The organism is Rhizobium sp. PP-F2F-G48, from assembly GCF_004342335.1.
In the GTDB taxonomy this organism is placed as follows: domain Bacteria; phylum Pseudomonadota; class Alphaproteobacteria; order Rhizobiales; family Rhizobiaceae; genus Ferranicluibacter.
This window is the reverse complement of record NZ_SLVH01000016.1, coordinates 25,963-41,773: the sequence shown is the minus strand read 5'-3', so window position 1 is coordinate 41,773 and position 15,811 is coordinate 25,963. Positions and strand designations below refer to the sequence as shown.

Annotated in this window: 10 protein-coding genes and 2 pseudogenes; 5 read left to right on the top strand and 7 right to left on the bottom strand. The window is 57.3% G+C overall.

The genetic code is table 11. The annotated features are described in order from the left end of the window. Positions 1–616: 616 nt before the first annotated feature. The 4 genes from C8J36_RS23640 to C8J36_RS23625 form a co-directional block, all read right to left on the bottom strand. Positions 617–1,084: a hypothetical protein gene (locus tag C8J36_RS23640; protein ID WP_132537725.1), complete on the bottom strand. Its 468-nt coding sequence runs from the start codon at positions 1,082–1,084 to the stop codon at positions 617–619. A gap of 915 nt (positions 1,085–1,999) precedes the next feature. Next, complete coding sequence (locus C8J36_RS23635) at positions 2,000–2,488, bottom strand: HTH domain-containing protein (protein ID WP_207897620.1); 489 nt, start codon at positions 2,486–2,488, stop codon at positions 2,000–2,002. An 80-nt stretch (positions 2,489–2,568) separates the two neighbouring features. Then, entirely contained in the window at positions 2,569–3,966 is a 1,398-nt protein-coding gene (locus C8J36_RS23630; RefSeq protein ID WP_245506717.1) for a HAMP domain-containing sensor histidine kinase, read from the bottom strand. Next, positions 3,963–4,682 carry a response regulator gene (locus C8J36_RS23625; protein WP_132537724.1) on the bottom strand — a complete coding sequence of 240 codons (720 nt, stop codon included), beginning with the start codon at positions 4,680–4,682 and terminating at the stop codon, positions 3,963–3,965. The genes C8J36_RS23630 and C8J36_RS23625 overlap by 4 nt, the downstream gene beginning before the upstream one ends. A 933-nt stretch (positions 4,683–5,615) precedes the next feature. On the opposite strand from C8J36_RS23625, the gene paoA reads away from it, so the two are divergent. The 4 genes from paoA to paoC (C8J36_RS23605) all read left to right on the top strand — a co-directional run bounded on the left by paoA (position 5,616) and on the right by paoC (C8J36_RS23605) (position 12,083). After that, positions 5,616–6,260 carry an aldehyde dehydrogenase iron-sulfur subunit PaoA gene (paoA, locus tag C8J36_RS23620; RefSeq protein WP_132537723.1) on the top strand — a complete coding sequence of 215 codons (645 nt, stop codon included), beginning with the start codon at positions 5,616–5,618 and terminating at the stop codon, positions 6,258–6,260. After that, complete coding sequence (locus C8J36_RS23615; protein ID WP_132537722.1) at positions 6,257–7,207, top strand: xanthine dehydrogenase family protein subunit M; 951 nt, start codon at positions 6,257–6,259, stop codon at positions 7,205–7,207. The genes paoA and C8J36_RS23615 overlap by 4 nt, the downstream gene beginning before the upstream one ends. 4 nt (positions 7,208–7,211) lie before the next feature. Then, positions 7,212–9,413 (top strand): aldehyde oxidoreductase molybdenum-binding subunit PaoC, encoded by a 2,202-nt coding sequence (gene paoC / locus C8J36_RS23610; protein ID WP_132537721.1) that lies wholly within the window; start codon positions 7,212–7,214, stop codon positions 9,411–9,413. 471 nt (positions 9,414–9,884) lie between these two features. Further along, a complete protein-coding gene (gene paoC, locus C8J36_RS23605; RefSeq protein WP_132537727.1) occupies positions 9,885–12,083 on the top strand; it encodes an aldehyde oxidoreductase molybdenum-binding subunit PaoC in 2,199 nt (732 codons plus the stop codon). Positions 12,084–12,260: 177 nt separating this feature from the next. Here the strand turns inward: paoC (C8J36_RS23605) and C8J36_RS25525 are convergent. The 3 genes and pseudogenes from C8J36_RS25525 to C8J36_RS25520 form a co-directional block, all read right to left on the bottom strand. After that, positions 12,261–12,374: pseudogene (locus tag C8J36_RS25525) on the bottom strand (NAD(P)-dependent alcohol dehydrogenase); the annotation flags it as partial. A gap of 9 nt (positions 12,375–12,383) precedes the next feature. Next, positions 12,384–12,572 carry a hypothetical protein gene (locus C8J36_RS25100; RefSeq protein ID WP_165915154.1) on the bottom strand — a complete coding sequence of 63 codons (189 nt, stop codon included), beginning with the start codon at positions 12,570–12,572 and terminating at the stop codon, positions 12,384–12,386. A gap of 197 nt (positions 12,573–12,769) precedes the next feature. After that, positions 12,770–13,063 (bottom strand): annotated as a pseudogene (locus C8J36_RS25520) (SDR family oxidoreductase); the annotation flags it as partial. A 1,163-nt stretch (positions 13,064–14,226) separates the two neighbouring features. On the opposite strand from C8J36_RS25520, the gene C8J36_RS23590 reads away from it, so the two are divergent. After that, on the top strand, positions 14,227–15,804 hold the full coding sequence (locus tag C8J36_RS23590) for a Re/Si-specific NAD(P)(+) transhydrogenase subunit alpha (protein ID WP_132537720.1): 1,578 nt from the start codon (positions 14,227–14,229) through the stop codon (positions 15,802–15,804). Positions 15,805–15,811: the final 7 nt, after the last annotated feature.

Below are 15,811 nucleotides of genomic sequence, written 5' to 3'. Positions count from 1 at the left end.
ATCTGCTCTTCCGTAAATCTCTGCTTCTTCATTCGTCCGTCCTTCGTCAGGCCGAACTCTAATCAAGTCTGGAGGAAATTCTCAGTGGCAGGTCACCGGAGAGGTCGCAGTAGCTGCGAACCCCCTGCGGGTTGACCGTCCAAGGACGGAACTGGATTAGGGATGCCAGACAAGAGAGCTGGGTTCGGCAACGCTCGCGGCTGGTGCGACCGTGCGTGCGCCTAAACCAAAACCTACTACGCAGATCAACTGCCCTGAATGCTCATCTGCTAATGCGCGACGGCGGGAAGAAATCTTCGCTGAAGCAATATGGCGACTTCTAGTGAAACGACTGGAAAGGTGTTGCGGTTGCTCTTATATGACTGCAGCATTGGCAGGAATTCCGATGCGGGTCGCATAGGCTCTCGAAGGGTGTCCAACCCTGCTGAACTTGACGGAGCCGTCATGTTCACCTATATGTACGTCGTGGCATAAAGAGCATTTTGAGTCGGCTTCACCTGTGAATTGGCCCGCTCATGTGGATGGTAAGCTTTACAGGAAGCTTATTTGCAGGACATTAGGTTGGTCTCCGAACCCTTGAGCTAAGGCGACGCTGCTACTGCAATCACACCAGTTTTCAAACCACGGTTCCCACCCGGGTGCCGTGGTTTTTGGTTCCTGAGTATGCCGTCACGACAGACCAGAACGTCAGCTCACGCTGCTCTCTCACTTCCAGAATGGCGGTACCCGCCACTGCCCTCACCGCCATGAGACGTATCTTTGTGAAGCTATCCCCACTGTAGAACAATGGCGTTCCGGTGCGAATGATGTGAGCGACGTATTTCGGCACATCGGATTCCAGCAAAAATCCGAGCTTTTCCATTTCCTTGGTGTGCTCGGCCCATATGTGGCAGGCACCAAATCCCCGATTGGGGCCAAGGTGTTTGCCGCGCAGTAGCCGGATTTCTCCCGACACGATCATGGTGCCCCGGCTATTCATCCCTGGCACCAGACCGAAGGAAGGCGCACCAGTATTCGGGTTGAGGATTATGGTATTTGGCATGAGGCAGTCGCCCTGATCTTTCGTTTTGAGGGCCGGCTGCAATGAGTCCCGCTCATCGGCTATAAGACACCGTCGACACGAAGAAGCAAGGTTTGCCGCTACATCCACTGTGAGCGCGCTGACCCGATGCAACAATCGACCCGAGCGCGTAAAGGGTGACGAGTTGCCCGGCCAACGCTTCCGACACCCCGAGCCCTACACTCTGCGGCAACAGTCCTGCTGGAAGGCCTTGAACCGGACTCAGCCGATTCTACTAGATCAGGAATGGAGCACATTTCTGGTCCGAAAACGGCTACCGAGCATCCCGATCGTTTTCTGAACTGTTAGGAAATACATCCGCGCCGAGCGCCGCGTAAAGTTTGAGCGCTTGCGGGATGGGCGAGCGAGATGCTCGCGGCTGCAACGGCGAGGCACCAGACAATCCACGAGGAGATTTCTATGAACCTGACCGCGCTCACCGCCCTTTCTCTTTCGCTGATTGTAGCCAGCGCGGGAAGTCAGCGGCAAGTGGAAGTTTCCCTATCCGGTTATCAAACAGTAATCGCCGTTCGTTGGTTCAGGTTTCAGTCAATCGAAACATCGCCCCGTCAGTTTCGAAGACATTGTTCGCAAATGCCGCAACAGTTGTCGTCCATGAGAGCCGGCCGCCCGCAACACAGGCATAACGGTCGCTCTTCGACGAAGCCGTCTTCCCGCTCCGGCAGGATGATTGGTCGGCGAGATACGGAGGGGCGGCTTTTCCGCCCGGTTTTCTAGGGAGATCCCGCGACTATGGATCGCTGGAGTGGTGAAGCCCACGCCGATGTCGTCGGATATTGGCTAAGCTCAACAAACTTTACCTTCGGTATTACAGAGCCTTGTCTCTTGGGCACGCCATTCCGTTACGAGCTGGCGGCGGCTCCGTGAATACCGCTCAACCAAGACCTCCGCAGTTTCGATATCTTCCAGTCCGACTACCTAAAACTTTCGGTCCAATTCACACCAAGTCGCGATAAAACGTTTTGGTTCTATAAACCCCAGCATAATCGGCCGGATGATTTCCTTTCCCAATTCGACATGCTTGAGAGACAGCGTGATACGCAGCTTGCGCTGTTCTCGCAGTGACCTGCGAACCTCGCTCAGATCTACCGGGCCGTCACCTTTCATGGGATGGCCGACATAGATCATGTCCTCGTTGAGAGCGGATCGCATATCCAGGCGGAGAACTGCTTTGATCTTGGCCAGCGCGTTCTTCACGGCGAAGGCCAGCGAGTCATCCGTCTGGCGACTAACCCTTTGGGCGCCGATTACGAGCGCCTGAACTTGCTCGTCCGTAAACGACAACGGTGGGAGAAGGAAACCGGGCTGCAAGATATAACCCACACCTGCCTCGCCCTCGATGTCTGCGCCCATGTCCTGCAGGGTTGCCACGTCTCTGCGTATGGTGCGCAGCGACACGCCAATCATGATTATCTTTCTAAGGAACGAGTCCAGCTAACTAGCTGGTCTCGTCAATGTCTACATCCTGACTTACAAGGTGCCGGCTCTCAAGCCAATGGCAGTAACAATGCAGCGCGAAGGCCAGGATTGTTCGACGAGAGAACAATGTCCCCACCATGTTGCCTGGCTATCGCCCTGGAAATAGACAGCCCCAGTCCGACGCCTCCAGTGTCCCTGCTCCGCGAGTCTTCCAGTCTGTAGAAGGGTGCAAATACCTGTTCGCATTGCGTCTGTGGGATCCCCGGACCTTTGTCATCCACCCTGATTTCGATCGCATCGGCAGCAATCTGGACGCTCACTGCGGCGCTTCCGGCGTAGCGAAGAGCGTTCTCAATAAGGTTGCGAACGGCACGCTTCAGATTGTCGGGACGGCACCGATAGCTGATTCTGCCGCTGTCTCTGAAGTCAACATTGTAATCAAGTTCGGCAAGATCATCGCAGAGACTTCCAATCAAGGCTGCAAGGTCAACAGCACGCGTGGGCTCCGACGTCGCCTCACTCTTCGCGAATGAGAGGGTAGCCTCCGTCATCGACTGCATCTCGTCAACTGTCGCCAAGATCTTCTGTTGAAGATCTTGGTCTTGGACAAACTCTGCCCTCAGTTTCAACGTTGTGAGCGGTGTTCGCAGGTCGTGCCCGATCGCTGCAAGCATTCGCGTTCGGTCGTCAACAAATCTCCGAAGCCTTAACTGCATCCGGTCAAACGCCTCATAAAGCTGACGGATATCGTCAGGAGAGCCGGGCGGAGAGATCGACGTTTCCTCCCCTCGCCCAAGCGCTTCGGCGGAAACGGCAAGTTCGCGAAGCGGGCGCGCAATGCGGTTGGCGACCAAAGCGCCGATGATGCTCAGGATCACTGCGGTTATGCCGATAGAAAGCATTGACTGCGTGCTCCAAAGATTTGGGGGGGTCTCCTTGTAATATGCTGCGTTGAGCCACGATCCATCGTCTAGCCTCTGCGCGATTCCCATCCCCTCCTGGTCCGCGAAATGCACGAATTGCGCTCCGGGTATTGCGTCAACAGCTTTGAACGGTTGCCAAGAGGTAATCGATTCATCACCATCTGCGGGCTGCCCAGCAATGCTCGGCTCTGCCTGCAATTCGGTATTATTCGCGGTGATGAGATCCATGATGGAAAGGTCCAGATTGGCCTTAGCTGTTCGATACCAGCGTGATGGATCCGGCAAACCATCCGAGAGCCAAAAGCGCGCATATCCCGTTGAACTCGCAATCAGGACGTTCCGGCGCATATCGTTTGGGACGGTTTGCAACACGCCAGAAAGTGCCACCGTGCGACTAACGAAATCGCCTTCGATCGCTTGTCTGATCGCGACTTCGCGCTGCCGCGACGAAACGAGAAATGCGATCGTCTGGCCCATAAGCAGGGCTGCCAAAATGAAGACAATGAATTGGCCGGCAAGGCTCTTTTTCCACCATGTGGTCACTGAACTGTCACCTCGACCGAGAGGCTGTAGCCGCCGCCCCAATGCGTTCTGATAATCGTCGGATTTTTGGGATCGGGTTCAATTTTCTTGCGGAGGCGGCTAACCTGATTGTCGATACTGCGATCAAAGGCGTCGGCGGAACGGCCAGCCGTGTGATCAAGCAGTTCGTCACGTGTGAGGACAATATGAGGGTGATCCAGGAAAACTTTGAGCAGACGAAACTCCGCCGTGCTCAGAGCTACGCCCAGGCCCTCATGCGACTGAAGCTCGCGTCGTCGAACATGAAGTTGCCACCCATGAAATCCGATGACTTCGTCTTTAGGCGGTTCGCGCACTGCCGTTGAACTGCAGGCTCGTCGTAACACCGCTCGAACGCGCGCGAGAAGTTCCCGAGGATTAAAAGGTTTCACCAGATAGTCGTCCGCGCCTAATTCTAGACCGATGATACGGTCAGTATCGTCAGCCATGGCCGTCAGGAAAATTATCGGCAAATCGCCACTTGCCCTGATTTGCCTGCACACGGAAAGTCCGTCCTCGCCTGGCATCATGATATCGAGGATCAAGAGGTCAGCGGAATTCTTCTCGAGGATCTTTCTCAACGCAGCACCGCTTTCCGCTGCGCTAACTTTATATCCGTGTTGCGTCAAATAGGCCGCTACAAGGTCGCGAATTTCTCGGTGGTCGTCAACGACGATAATGTGAGGTTCAGCATCCATAACGGCATCTCTTGGTTAGCTAAGCATATCGAGTACACCTGCGACTGCAAAATCAACAGTCCAAAGTGTAGAAATGAACGATGGCGACACCTCCAGGGACTTGTCTGGAACCCATAGGTCAGACGCTCCAACTCCAATCATAGAGCACGTCAGTGGATACGATACGCCGGCAGCGTCGCAGCGTTTTGTCAGCGATCTATAAAGTTGTCGCAGTTTTCGACGCACGGTTACATTTGTCACGCGGCGCAAGTTTCGGCCTCTGACCCTGCTGTCATATGGGAACGGCTAGAGAACGCAATTAGCATTGAACTGTTGGCGTCAGCGTCTGCCCGAACACATTACACTTTGCGACAAACTATGACCTCGCGGACAAAGCTCTGCGACAACCCGCGGGTAAAGTCTGTCTTGCCAATATGATTTAGCGCGTCAGTAGCTGAAACCTTACTCACTGCGCGGCTTCGAAGCGAACCTCGTCGTTCGTCATATGGCGTACTACCTGCCGAGGAGCTTTGCAGAAGCTTCCCAAACAGGGATTTGAAGCGGAAGAGAATAATGTCGAACAAAGATGAACCCCATTATGTCACCCGCTGTGTCGACACCGTATCCATGGGTTTCGAACGCTGGGCGGTAGATTTTGCCCTCATAACCGTACTCTTTGGGGCGTTTCTTATGTCGGGACCAGCGCCCGCCCACGATAGTGCGCTCAGCTCCGATCCTGGGAACTATGCCAGTGCGAGAGCGCCTGACGCTCCTTCAGAATGTGCGGCGGCTGACCACATATATGAACCAACGACCTAAACCCTATCACGATCTGAGCCTAATCCATCGACCGTAGCGCCCTAGTTTATAGGTGATGTCAGTCGCATTCGCTTAGCTGGGAAAGCCGCTTTGTAAGCGATTTATTCCGACCAACTGCATTACACGGAGTTCATTATGCAAAAACCTGGACATCTCGACATATCCCGGCGCGATCTAATGGTCGGAACGGCCGCAGCTTCGGTAGCGCTTGGCACGCTTCCCGCCACGGCAAAGGCCCAAACAGCCAAGAACTCTGAATCTCTTGTTGCCTCGACTAGAGTCCAGTTCACCGTGAATGGCGCGGCGCATCATTTGGAACTCGACAACCGCACGTCACTTCTCGACGCATTGCGCGAACATCTTCATCTGACCGGAACCAAAAAGGGGTGTGACCACGGCCAGTGCGGGGCATGCACAGTGATGGTCGATGGACGCAGGATAAATTCCTGTCTGACACTCGCGATTATGCATGAGGGCGACGAAATCACCACGATTGAGGGGCTCGGCACGCCGGAAGACCTACACCCTATGCAGGCGGCTTTCGTCAAGCACGACGGTTTCCAGTGTGGTTACTGCACGCCCGGGCAGATCTGTTCCTCCGTCGCGGTGCTTGCGGAAATTCGAGCGGGTATTCCGAGCCACGTCACTAGGGATCTGACGGCACCGACGGAGGTAAGCGACGTCGAGATCCGTGAGCGGATGAGCGGCAATATTTGTCGCTGCGGTGCTTACCCAAACATTATCGAAGCCATCAATGAAGTCGCAGGGAGACCGGCATGAGATCCTTCACGTATGAGCGCGCCAATTCTCCGGCGGAAGCAGCCGCTGCCGTCGTCCGCACCGATGGTGCGAAATTCATTGCAGGCGGTACCAATCTCCTCGACCTGATGAAGCTCGAGATCGAGACGCCGACGCATCTGATCGACGTCAACGGACTGTCGCTCGACAAGATCGAAGCCACACCCGACGGGGGATTGCGCATCGGCGCGCTCGTTCGCAACACCGATCTGGCTGCGGACGAGCGCGTTCGAAGCGACTATGGTCTGCTTTCGCGCGCGCTTCTGGCGGGAGCCTCTGGTCAGTTGCGCAACAAGGCAACGACGGCTGGAAATCTGCTTCAGCGTACACGCTGTCCGTATTTCTACGACACCAATCAGCCCTGTAACAAGCGCCAGCCGGGAAGCGGCTGCTCCGCGATCGGTGGCTTTTCCCGGCAGCACGCGGTTATCGGTGTTAGTGACGCTTGCATCGCGACGCATCCAAGCGACATGGCCGTTGCCATGCGGGCACTGGATGCCACAGTGGAGACGGTTAAGCCGGGCGGCACGACACGCGCCATTCCTATCGCCGACTTCCACCTGCTTCCCGATGAGACTCCGCATGTCGAAACCTCGCTTGAAGCGGGAGAACTGATTACAGCGGTGACGCTGCCCGCGCCCGTTGGCGGGCGGCATATTTATCGCAAGGTGCGTGATCGCGCCTCCTACGCGTTTGCGCTCATTTCGATTGCCGCGGTCGTACAGCGTGACGGCAACGGTCGCGTTGCGGTCGGCGGCGTTGCTCATAAGCCGTGGCGCAATGAGGCCGCAGAATCGCAACTGCCAACCGGCGCCCAGGCGACGGTTAGACAGCTGCTGGAAGGCGCGAGGCCCACCCATGAAAATGCGTTCAAGGTGAAGCTTGTCGAGAGGACGCTTGCCGCTGTCCTGACAGAAGCGAAGGGATGACCCGATGAGATTTGACACTCCCGCCACAACCAATCCGATCGACCAGGGGAAAGTCATCGGTAAACACATCACCCGCATTGACGGTCCGCGCAAGGTGACCGGCACGGCCACATATGCATACGAATGGCACGATTCATCCCTTGACGCGGCTTACGGTTACGTCGTTGGAGCAGCGATCGCCAAGGGTCGCATCTCGTCGATCGATCTTGGTCCGGCACGCGCATCGCCTGGCGTGATTGCGATCGTTACGGCCGAAAGTGCCGGCGAACTTGGCAAGGGCCGGTTGAACATTGCAAAACTCTTCGGTGGCCCTGAGATCCAGCATTATCACCAGGCTATCGCCGTCGTCGTGGCGGAGACCCTTGAACAGGCACGCGCGGCAGCAAACCTCGTTCGCGTTGATTATATCGAAGAGCAAGGAGCCTATGATCTCTCAGCGGTGCGAGATTCGGCAATCAAGCCCGATGATGGAGAGCCCGATAGCGCCGCAGGGGATTTTGAAGCTGGTTTTGCCGCGGCACCGGTCAAGCTCGACGAGACCTACACGACCCCCGACCAGGCCCACGCGATGATGGAGCCGTTCGCTTCGCTTGCCGTATGGGAGGGAGACGAACTTACTCTCTGGACATCAAACCAAATGATCGCATGGACAAGGGCAGACCTTGCGGCAACACTGAAGATGGATCAGAGCAAGGTTCATTTGATGTCGCCCTTCATCGGCGGAGGTTTCGGCGGCAAGCTCTTCTTGAGGTCCGATGCAGTATTGGCTGCGCTTGCCGCGAAAGCGGCAAAGCGCGCGGTCAAACTCAGCCTGCCGCGCCCACTGATGTTCAACAACTCAACCCATCGCCCGGCAACGATCCAGCGCATCCGCATCGGCGCCACGCCGCAGGGCAAGATCACCGCCATCGCGCATGAAAGCTGGAACGGCAACCTTCCCGAGGGCAAGCTCGAAGTGGCCGTACAGCAGACGCGCCTGCTCTATGCCGGCGAACATCGCATGACCGCGATGCGGCTCGCGACGCTCGACCTGCCCGAAGGCAACGCCATGCGAGCACCGGGCGAGGCGCCCGGTTTGATGGCACTCGAGATTTCCATGGACGAAATGGCCGAGAATTTAGGGCTTGATCCCGTCGAGTTTCGCATCCTCAACGACACCCAGGTCGATCCCGAAGACCCGAAGCGCCCGTATTCTCATCGTCAGTTAAACGAGTGCTTTCGGATAGGTGCCGACCGGTTCGATTGGAACAGGCGAAACCCAAGACCTGCACAGGTCCGCGACGGGCAATGGCTTGTTGGGATGGGTGTAGCTGCTGCCTTCCGGAACAACATCGCGCTCAAGTCGGGCGCACGCGTCCGTCTCGATGCCGATGGTGTCGTGACGGTTGAGACCGACATGACCGATATTGGAACGGGGAGCTACACCATTATTGCCCAGACTGCGGCCGAGATGATGGGGCTTGGAATGGACAAGGTCGCCGTCCAGCTTGGCGATTCCCGTTTTCCCGTCTCTGCCGGTTCAGGCGGTCAATTCGGTGCCAACAGCTCCACCTCCGGCGTTTATGCTGCCTGCGTGAAACTGCGCGAAGCTGTCGCCCAGCGACTAGGCTTCAACACTACTGATGTGGAATTCGCGGACGGCATGGTGCGTCTAGGCAATCGTCAGGTACCGCTTGCCGAAGCAGCAAGGGGTAGCGATGTTGTCGCCGAGGATTCCATCGAGTTCGGCGACCTGGGAAAGCAGTTCCAGCAATCAACCTTCGGTGCTCATTTCGTTGAAGTCGGCGTCGATATCAATACGGCCGAGGTTCGGGTCAGACGTATGCTTGGCGTCTGTGCAGCGGGCCGCATCCTCAATCCTATTACAGCACGCAGCCAAGTCATCGGCGCCATGACGATGGGGGTTGGCGGCGCTTTGATGGAAGAGCTCGCGGTCGAAACGAGGCGAGGATTTTTCGTCAATCACGACTTAGCAGGTTACGAGGTACCTGTTCATGCGGACATTCCTCACCAGGAGGTGATCTTCCTGGACGAAACCGATCCGTATTCGTCGCCGATGAAGGCCAAAGGGGTCGGCGAACTTGGCCTCTGTGGCGTGGCGGCCGCGATTGCCAATGCAACCTACAACGCCACGGGCATCCGCGTACGTGAATACCCTATCACGCTTGACAAGCTGCTGCACGCCATGCCCGAAATCGGGGCGTAAATCTCCGTTTGGGCTTGCACTATCTTCCAAGAAGAAAGTCACAAAAATGGACGGTCCTGCAAATACTTCGAGACCGAATGCTGTGATGACAGCGGCATCCCTGCAATTTTCGGCGGCATCGAGCGTGTCGCCGGATACCGCAACCGCCGAGATCAAGCACTGAAAGCAATGCCCTACTGTATTTGTCCGCTCTGGGGACGGCGCCACCTTCGCCGGTTCGCGCATTTCTAAGCGCATGATGCTTCTGGAAAACCCTCATTCCGATCATAAATCATGGTGGCTTCGGCCTTCGCAGCAGTCTTGACGTTGGAGCTGAACACGCATCCGGCGCGCGGGTTCTGGAAGGATTTTCCCTCCAAGCCGATCGGGAGAGCAGGCTCTCGCTGCCGTCACCGGTTGGCTGAACGCCACGTAGTTAGCCTGGTCGTTGATCGGTATCAGCGTTTCAGGAAAAGCAGAAAGTACTCGAAAATGCGATTTGATACGCCAGCGACCGTTAATCCGATCGACCAACTAAAAGTCGTCGGCCAGCCGATCGAACGTATCGACGGCCCTAGAAAGGTCACCGGCACGGCGACCTATGCCTACGAGTGGCACGACTCAAAACTGAACACAACCTATGGCTTTATCGTCGGCGCGGGCATTGCCAAGGGTCGCATCGTGGCCATGGATCTTGCCGCCGCAAAAGCAGCGCCTGGCGTCGTCACGATCGTAACCGCCGAAAATGCGGGAAAGCTCGGCAAAGGCGACTTTCTCGCCGCAACGTTGCTGGGCGGACCTGCCATTCAGCACTATCATCAGGCGATCGCTCTCGTCGTCGCCGACAGCTTCGAGCAGGCCCGAGCGGCCGCGCAACTTGTCCGCGTTGAATATGCCGAGGAACAGGGAGCCTTCGATCTCACGGTTGCCAAGAGGACGGCAGGCCCTGTCGGCAGCGGCAGTGCCGATTCATCTATAGGCGATTTTGACCGAGCGTATGGCGACGCCGATGTCAGCTTGGATGAGACGTACACAACACCTGACCAGGCTCACGCCATGATGGAGCCTCATGCAACGCTTGCGCTGTGGGAAGGAAATAACCTCACGCTCTGGACATCTCAGCAGATGATCAATTGGGGTATACGGGACCTGACAAAAATTCTCGACATGCCGGAGGAAAACCTGCGGCTGGTTTCCCCCTTTATCGGCGGTGGCTTCGGCGGCAAGGCAACGGTGGCCGCAGACGCCATTCTGGCCGCTTTAGGCGCGCGTGCGGCCGGACGCCCCGTCAAGGTCGCGCAGACCCGGACGCTGATGTTTAACAACACGACGCATCGGCCAGCAACGATCCAGCGCATCCGGCTGGGAGCACGCCGCGATGGAAAGATTACGGCAATCGGGCATGAGAGCTGGTCGGGGAATATCGCGAAAGGCCTTCCGGAAAATGCCGTCATGCAAACCCGTCTTCTCTACGCGGGAGCAAACCGCATGACGGCCCTTCGCCTAGGGGTCCTCGATTTGCCGGAAGGAAGTTCAATGCGGGCGCCTGGCGAGGCGTCCGGAATGATGGCACTTGAGATCGCGATGGATGAGATGGCTGAAAAGTTGGGGATCGATCCTATCGACTTCCGCGTCATCAACGATACGCAGGTTGATCCGGAAAATGCCGACCGTCCCTTTTCCAGGCGCCAGCTGACCGAATGTCTTCGCACCGGAGCTGAAAAATTCGGTTGGGCCAACAGAAAGCCCCGGCCCGGCCAGCACCGCGATGGGAGGTGGCTGATCGGGATGGGCGTCGCCTCGGCCATTCGCGGCGACGGCTCACGAGATTCTGCGGCACGCGTACGGCTGGATTCCGAGGGTGTGGTCACGGTGGAAACCGATATGACCGATATCGGGACCGGTAGTTACACGATTATTGGTCAAACAGCCGCGGAAATGATGGGGCTCCCAATGTCAATGGTGGCGGTTAGCCTCGGCGACTCGCGTTTTCCCCGGGGCGCCGGATCGGCCGGACAACGGGGTGCGAATTCATCGACATCGGGGGTCTATGCGGCTTGCATGAAGCTGCGTGAAGCCGTTGTAGAAAAACTTGGGCTGAATGTGCGAGACGCCCGGTTCGCGGATGGCCACGTGATTTCGGGCGACCGCCGCATCCCCCTTGCGGAAGCAGCGCGGGACGGAAGTATCGTTGCCGAGGACATGATCGTCTTCGGCAAACTTGGCGAAACTTACGAGCAACAGACGTTCGGGGCGCAGTTCGCAGAGGTCGCTATCGATCCCTACACGGCCGAGATCCGCGTGCGGCGTATGCTGGCAGTCTGCGCTGCCGGGCGAATCATTAATCCCAGAACCGCCAGAAGCCAGGTGATTGGTGCAATGACGATGGGCGTTGGCGCAGCATTGATGGAGGATCTGGTTGTCGATAAACGGCGCGGCTTCTTCGTCAATCACGATCTTGCTGGCTATGAGGTTCCGGTTCATGCTGACATCCCAAATCAGGACGTCATTTTCCTGGACGAGACAGACGAAATGTCGTCGCCCATGAAAGCAAAAGGTGTGAGTGAACTCGGGCTTACCGGTGTCGGCGCGTCGATTGCCAATGCGGTCTACAACGCCACAGGGGTCAGGGTTCGCCAGTATCCGGTAACAATCGACAAGCTTTTGCAGCAATTGCCAGAGGTTGATTGAGCCGATCTGGTCACAGCATCGGCGGAGGTTTTTTTGCGCCGATCGTTTGCAGGCAAAACCCAAAACGTTGCAGGCTGAGCTTTAGAAGTTCTGCAGTGAAAACTCACCGGCTCGACTATCATCAGACATCGTATCGATGCGCGAAGCGCGGGGAAAGGTTCTGCCGGTGACGATCTACGTTTGGCCAGCGCGAAGCTTCCAGTCGATAGGATGGATCGCTGCGAACTTGACCGGCACGGCAACCTCACCTTTACTGACGACGAGCAACTCGAAATCCTCAAGCCGCGTCAAGTGCCACGCTCAACGAGTATCGCGGCAATCTGAAGTGCTTTGAACGCGGCTGTTCATGCGATCGAAAATCGCTTCGCCTAGCTCGCTTGTCTTCGCGGGAACATCGACCAAAACCTCGTCCTCGCCCTCGTCCTCGTCCTTGTCCGCTTCAAGCTTTGCGAGCGCCTCTGTGGCAAATTCATCTGGGTGACCATCCATCTGACTGGCTGTTCCTCCACTGCGGGTAATGCCGCCGAGCCCGGTGGCGATAATTGGTAAGGCGCCTTCGATCCCTTTGCAAGGCATTCGTTGGAACGACCGCTTTCGAACTTGTGAGGCTTAGCGGACTGTATAACCCCGTCCACGGGAAGCGCATGTCCGAAGACGAAGCTCGATGCCGGGCTTGATAACCATAACACCGCGTCGGCAATCTCCTCGGCAAGTCCAGGCACACCGTTCGGTACATCGTACAATAGCGGGTCCATGGCTTCTGGCTGAGTCTCGAGCATGCCTGTGACCATCGGCGTTGGGATGATATCGGGGCAAACTGCGTTGATCCGAATCCCCCTCGACGCGTATTCCAGCTCCGCACTCTCGGTAAGGCTAACGACACCATGCTTTGACGCGTGACAGATCCCCTTTTCGGCAATTCCGACAATCCCACCGAGGGAGAAGTTGTTGACGATCGTGCCGCTGCCCTGCTCTCGCATATACAGCAACTCGTACTCCATGCAGTTCCAGATCCCCACAGATTGACGCCCATCACAAATCGTAGTCCTCTGGAGTGGAAAGCGCAGTCTCAGCCACATGGCTCTGAACGCCCGCGTTGTTGAAAGCGGCTTAAGGCTGCCGAATGCCGACACGGTCTGCTCAACCATTGCCCAACCTCAGCAATACTGGCGACGTCACAACGGATGCCGATCACCTTGTGGCCGCAACTACAAGTTCTTTTGACGCGGCACGAACGGCTTCTGAATTGACATCTGCAAGCGCGACGGATGCCCCAGCCGCGGCAACCCTCACCCGATGTGGATGACACTTCATGACTACTAGCAGTGCACTGCGAAACCCATGACAACGAGGCTTGCCAGAATAAGGTAGACAGTAAATTGAAACGACGAAAAGATCATACAGCTCCATAGCAAAATTGGTGTTAGCGTGTGCTAACGGCAAAACTACGCGTTTCCGCGAGGTTCGACTATCTGTTCAATGCTGCATATGCTTATGGCTCTGCTTCATAAGTCATTCGATCCGGATCCTGGATTGCAGACTATTCCGTCCAGTTCTATCTTGGGTGTTTCAGTGACTTCGGATGCGACTCTCGCCGACGCGCATAATGAACAAGACCGGGTGCGGATCTCTTTACTTTGGGTGTCGATCGGGCGGGCCTTACTCAAAACTCGCTGCATAAGGACAGTCGTTTCCGCATGCTCCCGGCTGCGGATGATAAACCCACCAAGTCAACTGAATCGATCGCTTTTGACACGATGGCGTTATTTCGGGATGGAAGTCTCGCGCGATTGAGCTGGAACTAGGGCAGCGACGGGCGGCACCAGCGCGCGGGACGTGCCCATCTCGAGTAAATCTCTCGCAAACCGCTGCGGTTTATTTCCCTTTCCTCTTTGGGAAGAAGGAGGCTTCGGACAACGCTAGCCGCGTACCGCAGTAAGTCCTCCTTCTCCGCATATCCGGCAAACGTCCTAAGCAGCTTTTCAGCTCTCCAAAAAATAAAAATCGATTAGAGCGCTCGGCGTCTTTAGGAAACCGCCAGATCTCCCTCAAAATGCACTAGACATGCGCGACTTATATTGCTGGTGATGCGGCATCGAAGTTCGCCTGAGCGGGGTAGGCGAACGAGAGGGGGACAATTTAAATGTTGACTATAATTGGAGCTCCTAAGGAGCGTTTCAACGCGGAAGCGCGCGTTGCTTTGACGCCAGAGAGCGTGTTGCAGCTTGGCAAGCTTGGTTACGCCTGTTTGGTCGAATCCGGTGCGGGTGCTGCGGCTGGCTTTCCCGACGACGCGTATCGGGCGGTCGGGGCGACTGTGGTGGAGAGCGCAGCGGACGTTTATGCGCAGGCGAGCGTCATCGCCAGGGTGCGCCCGCCGGAGGGGTCCGAGATGGAGCGGCTGCGCCATGGCCAGACGCTGATATCGTTCTTCTATCCGGACCAGAACAACGACCTTCTAGAAGCGGCGCGGGCGAAGGGTGTCAACGTCATCGCCATGGACATGGTGCCGCGCATCTCCCGCGCCCAGAAGATGGATGCCCTGTCGTCGATGGCCAATATCGCCGGGTACCGGGCGGTGATCGAGGCCGGCAGCAATTTCGGTCGATTTTTTACCGGGCAGGTGACGGCGGCCGGCAAGGTGCCGCCGGCCAGGGTGCTGGTGATCGGCGCAGGTGTCGCGGGTCTCGCCGCGATCGGTACGGCGACCTCGCTCGGCGCCATGACCTATGCGTTCGACGTTCGCCCCGAGGTGGCCGAGCAGATCGAGTCCATGGGTGCAGAATTCGTCTATCTCGACTTTGCCGAGGCTCAGGACGCTGCTGCGACCGGCGGTTACGCGGCGCCGTCCTCGCCGGAATTCCGCGATAAGCAGCTGGCAAAATTCCGCGAACTGGCGCCGCAGATCGACATCGTCATCACCACGGCGCTGATCCCGGGCCGCGATGCGCCGAAACTCTGGCTGGCCGACATGGTGGCGATAATGAAGCCGGGCTCGGTGATCGTCGATCTGGCGGCCGAGCGCGGCGGCAATTGCGAGCTGACCGTGCCCGACCGGCGGATCGTCTCGGACAATGGCGTCATCGTCATCGGCTATACGGATTTCCCGAGCCGCATGGCGGCACAGGCCTCGACGCTCTATGCCACCAACATCCGCCACATGATGAGCGACCTGACGCCGGCCAAGGACGGCGCGCTCATTCACAACATGGACGACGATGTCATCCGCGGTTCGACGGTCACGTATGGAGGCGCAATCACCTATCCGCCGCCGCCGCCGAAGATCAAGGCGATCGCCGCGCAGAAGCCGAAGGAAAAGGTCAGGGAACCGACGCCGCAGGAAAAGCGTGCGAAAGAGACCGCGGCCTTCAAAGCGCAGACGAAGACGCAAGGGTTCCTGCTTCTGGTCGCGACGGCACTGCTGCTGCTGGTCGGCGCCTATGCGCCCACGAGCTTCATGAGCCATTTCGTCGTCTTCGTGCTCGCCTGCTTCATCGGCTTCCAGGTCATCTGGAACGTCTCGCATTCGCTGCACACGCCGCTGATGGCGGTGACGAACGCCATTTCCGGCATCGTCATCCTCGGCGCCCTCCTGCAGGTCGGGTCCGGCAACTGGCTTGTCGTGGTGCTTGCCTCGCTGTCGGTGCTGGTCGCCACGATCAACATCGTCGGCGGTTTCCTCGTGACACGGCGCATGCTCGCCATGTTCCAGAAGTCCTGAGCGGGTA